Genomic DNA, 2,916 nt, shown 5'->3' on the forward strand with positions numbered 1-2,916 from the left:
TGGGATATCTGCGGTCGCATGGCGGAAACCTCGGAAGGATGAACAACACTTTCCAGGATGAATGGCGCCAGTGCGCTGCCGCCTACATCGGGTTCGGCCGGGGCTGAGATTTTATCTCTCCTTCCTCTGAGCGGAAGGAGGTTTGCAAGGAGGTGCCGGGAGCGTAATGTTCCCGGCACCTCGCCAAAGGCGCCCGAAGGTAGATCCGGAGTCATCGTGGATGAACTTTTGTCAATAAGGTCAGACAGCGTTCGACGTTTCCTTCGGCGCTGGTACGGAACTGCGGGGAGTGTGCGCGACATGCGCCCTGCCGCCAGCCCGAATGTGCCTGCCGAACTGGTTGAGTGGCATACGGCGGCAGCCCTTGTCGGTCGCCCTGTGACGTTTCAAGACCGGCCTATTGCGCTTCAGGATCTTGCAGCAGACTCCCGCGGAATGCTCGAATTCTGGATTGAGAATCAGAGTGGCTGTTTCTGGGCTGTTGACCTAGGTGATGCCAGGCTGCAGGTCTTCTCCAGGGAGGAAAAAGATGGCGGCTGGACCGAAACGGGTGAGATCCTAAGTGATTTTCTATTGAATTGCACTGTGCGGGAAGCCGTCATCGGAGGCGCGTTCAAGTTCACCGTCCTAGTTGACGCTTCAGAGGTCAACGAGGTTTTGAAGTCGTTTGAGCCCCTGAAGTTCGAAGCGCTTGGCAGCGAAGAACCGGAAGTTAAACTATGGTGTAGTGAGGATGCGCTGGTACGCATGGCCCCGCCACCGGCGGGATATTCGCAACCGGATGGGCAGTTGTGGATGCTGACCTTTGCGGCTCCGTCTGATTCGAGTATCGAACGGTACTCGTCTCGGTTCGGACTTGAAGGATTTACTAAGTCCTCGCCTGCTCGTGTGGTGCCTCCGTACGAGCCGCCGCCGTTCTAATGACCTGGGTCGGAGATTCGCCGTTGGTTGGGCATGAGTCGTCCGGGTCCGAAAATTCCACGGTTGTCGGTGACCGATGCCCAGCCGGCCGCGCTGGAGGGGTGAGTCCGTCGTCGTATGGCGGCTCAGCTTTGGCTCAGCGGTCGCGGATCGTGCTGGAGTGCGCCGAGGGGCACTCGATCATGGAGGTGTCGCGCCGGCTGGGGATCACGCCGGACACGGTCCGCACGTGGCGGCGTTGCTTCATCGAGCGGGGCCTGGACGGCTTGTGTGACCGCTCCTTCACGGCGCGGATCTGGTCCTGCTCGTCGTGCGGGCCGCCGACCAGGCCCTCGCCCTGGCGCGACACATGACCGAGCCGCTGCGTAACGAGCTCACCGATCGCGGCACCGGCGCCGACGCCCTGGGCGTCCTCCTCATCGAGGACGGCCCCGCCGCGCCCACGAGGTCTCCGAGGCGCTGCGCCTGTCGGTGATGGCCGCCCTGCCCTGGGAGCCGGACACCGCCGCCTACCTGGCCGGTACCGCTGGTGCTCCGCGGAGGCTGAAGAAGTCCACGCTCTTGGGCTCCGCCCGCATCGCGCTCGGCCACCTCCAGGCGGCCGCCTCCCGGCGGGCCGTGCACGGAAGTACCCGCAGACCCAGCCGGCACCGGCCGCTCTCCCGGCGCCCACACCGGCACCTGCAGCCGCAGTGTCGGCCGCACTAGTGGGTCCAGGGTGGCGCGATGGTGCTGCCGTCGGCCAGTTCGGCGGTGAGCCCGGCGCGGGTGGTGACCCACATGTGCGCGGGCTTGTCGGTGGTGTTGGCGACCCCCAGCTCGGAGCCCGCCGGAGCCACCGCCGCGTCACCGGCCCCGAGTTCGGCCGTCTCACCGCCGATGCTGAGACGGAGACGGCCGGACAGGACGTAGAACGTCTCCTCGTGACTGATCACGTGGGCGGGGCCCACCATCCCGGCGGGGATCTCCGCGCGCCAGGCGGCGAGGTCCCGGCCACCGGTCCCGGGGCGGACGTAGGAAACGAAGCGACCGCCGTGGATCTCGTACTCGACGGCCTCGTCACCGCGGATAAAGGGCATGCCGACTCCTTATGGACAAGTTGCTTGTCCATAAAGACAAGCAGATTGACGAGTTATAGTCAAGCCATGGACGACGCCCTGGCCTTCTCCGCTCTCGTGCTCGCACTCTCCGGACAGTTGGTGCAGACGATCCACGCCCGCGTGACCGAGCAGGGGTTCGAGGACCTACGGCCCGCCCACGGCTACGCCTTCGCCCGTATCTCTCTGGGCGGCGCCACAACGGCCGATCTGGCCGAGCACTTGGGGGTGACCAAGCAGGCCGCCGCGCAGTTGGTCGAGGAGTTGGTCCGCAAGGGGTACGTGGTGCGGCTGCCGCACCCGCACGATGCCCGCGCCCGGCTGCTGGGGCTGACGGAGGCCGGGTGGGCCGCAACCCGCGCGGCGGACGAAGCGGCCAGGGCCGCCGTCGCACCCTGGCGTGAGGCCCTGGGCGAGGCGCGCTTCGGCGAACTCGTCGCCGACCTGACCCGGCTCACGCCACCGGGGCCGATCCGTCCCGCCTGGTGAGCGGAGGGCCGTCCCGCAGCGATGGCCGAGGCCTGCCCTGCCGGTGGGCCACCGTGTCCCCGGCACCACGCGAGGCCAGACCGATGTGAGGGCCTCCCGCAGTACGGCCGATCCAAGGAACAACCTCCTCGATCGGATCGCCGAGGCCGAGCGCGAGGGCTGGCTCGGCGAGATCGAAGGGCTCCGCGTCAGCCTCGGAGACGCCGAGGCGAAGGTCAGTCAGCTCGACTCCGCCGAGCCCGCGGCCCCGGTCGGCTTGGGGCTTGCCCGCCCCCGGCGCATCTAGTGACCTGAGTCAGAGATTCGGTGGCAGTAGGCGGCGACTTTGTCGAGGATCTCGTCGGCTGTCTTCGTCCAGATGAAGGGCCTTGGGTGGTCGTTCCAGTCGGCGAGCCAGGCCCGGATGTCG

Annotated in this window: 6 protein-coding genes and 1 pseudogene; 5 read left to right on the forward strand and 2 right to left on the reverse strand. The window is 66.7% G+C overall.

Translation table 11 applies throughout. The features are described 5' to 3' along the window. Nucleotides 1-291 precede the first annotated feature (291 nt). The 3 genes from E6R62_RS37345 to E6R62_RS41985 all read left to right on the forward strand — a co-directional run bounded on the left by E6R62_RS37345 (nucleotide 292) and on the right by E6R62_RS41985 (nucleotide 1,396). Entirely contained in the window at nucleotides 292-921 is a 630-nt protein-coding gene (locus E6R62_RS37345) for a hypothetical protein (protein WP_136217895.1), read from the forward strand. Between the two features lie 182 nt (nucleotides 922-1,103). Next, nucleotides 1,104-1,274 (forward strand): helix-turn-helix domain-containing protein, encoded by a 171-nt coding sequence (locus E6R62_RS41585; protein WP_240802132.1) that lies wholly within the window; start codon nucleotides 1,104-1,106, stop codon nucleotides 1,272-1,274. Beyond that, nucleotides 1,271-1,396, forward strand: coding sequence for a hypothetical protein (locus E6R62_RS41985; RefSeq protein WP_276615687.1), 126 nt, complete (start codon nucleotides 1,271-1,273; stop codon nucleotides 1,394-1,396). Before E6R62_RS41585 ends, E6R62_RS41985 begins: the two co-directional genes overlap by 4 nt. Nucleotides 1,397-1,625: 229 nt before the next feature. Here the strand turns inward: E6R62_RS41985 and E6R62_RS37355 are convergent, their stop codons facing one another. After that, nucleotides 1,626-2,000, reverse strand: a complete 375-nt coding sequence (locus tag E6R62_RS37355) for a cupin domain-containing protein (RefSeq protein WP_136217896.1) — start codon at nucleotides 1,998-2,000, stop codon at nucleotides 1,626-1,628. Nucleotides 2,001-2,066: 66 nt separating this feature from the next. Here E6R62_RS37355 and E6R62_RS37360 point away from each other — a divergent pair, with 66 nt between their 5' ends. Then, the gene (locus E6R62_RS37360; protein ID WP_136217897.1) at nucleotides 2,067-2,507 is read left to right on the forward strand and encodes a MarR family winged helix-turn-helix transcriptional regulator; all 441 of its coding nucleotides are present in this window, start codon (nucleotides 2,067-2,069) and stop codon (nucleotides 2,505-2,507) included. Between the two features lie 85 nt (nucleotides 2,508-2,592). Next, nucleotides 2,593-2,793 carry a hypothetical protein gene (locus E6R62_RS37365; RefSeq protein ID WP_136217898.1) on the forward strand — a complete coding sequence of 67 codons (201 nt, stop codon included), beginning with the start codon at nucleotides 2,593-2,595 and terminating at the stop codon, nucleotides 2,791-2,793. Here E6R62_RS37365 and E6R62_RS41590 read toward each other — a convergent pair. Further along, nucleotides 2,790-2,916, reverse strand: a pseudogene (locus E6R62_RS41590) (IS630 family transposase); the annotation flags it as partial. The gene E6R62_RS37365 and the pseudogene E6R62_RS41590 overlap by 4 nt on opposite strands.

The organism is Streptomyces sp. A1136 (genome assembly GCF_004795055.1).
Taxonomy (GTDB): Bacteria; Actinomycetota; Actinomycetes; order Streptomycetales; family Streptomycetaceae; genus Streptomyces.

Excerpts from the sequence above, each read along its gene's own strand:
- E6R62_RS37355 (WP_136217896.1), bottom strand. The coding sequence starts at position 2,000 with ATGCCCTTTATCCGCGGTGACGAGGCCGTCGAGTACGAGATCCACGGC.
- E6R62_RS41585 (WP_240802132.1), top strand. The coding sequence starts at position 1,104 with ATGGAGGTGTCGCGCCGGCTGGGGATCACGCCGGACACGGTCCGCACG.
- E6R62_RS37360 (WP_136217897.1), top strand. The coding sequence starts at position 2,067 with ATGGACGACGCCCTGGCCTTCTCCGCTCTCGTGCTCGCACTCTCCGGA.
- E6R62_RS41985 (WP_276615687.1), top strand. The coding sequence starts at position 1,271 with ATGACCGAGCCGCTGCGTAACGAGCTCACCGATCGCGGCACCGGCGCC.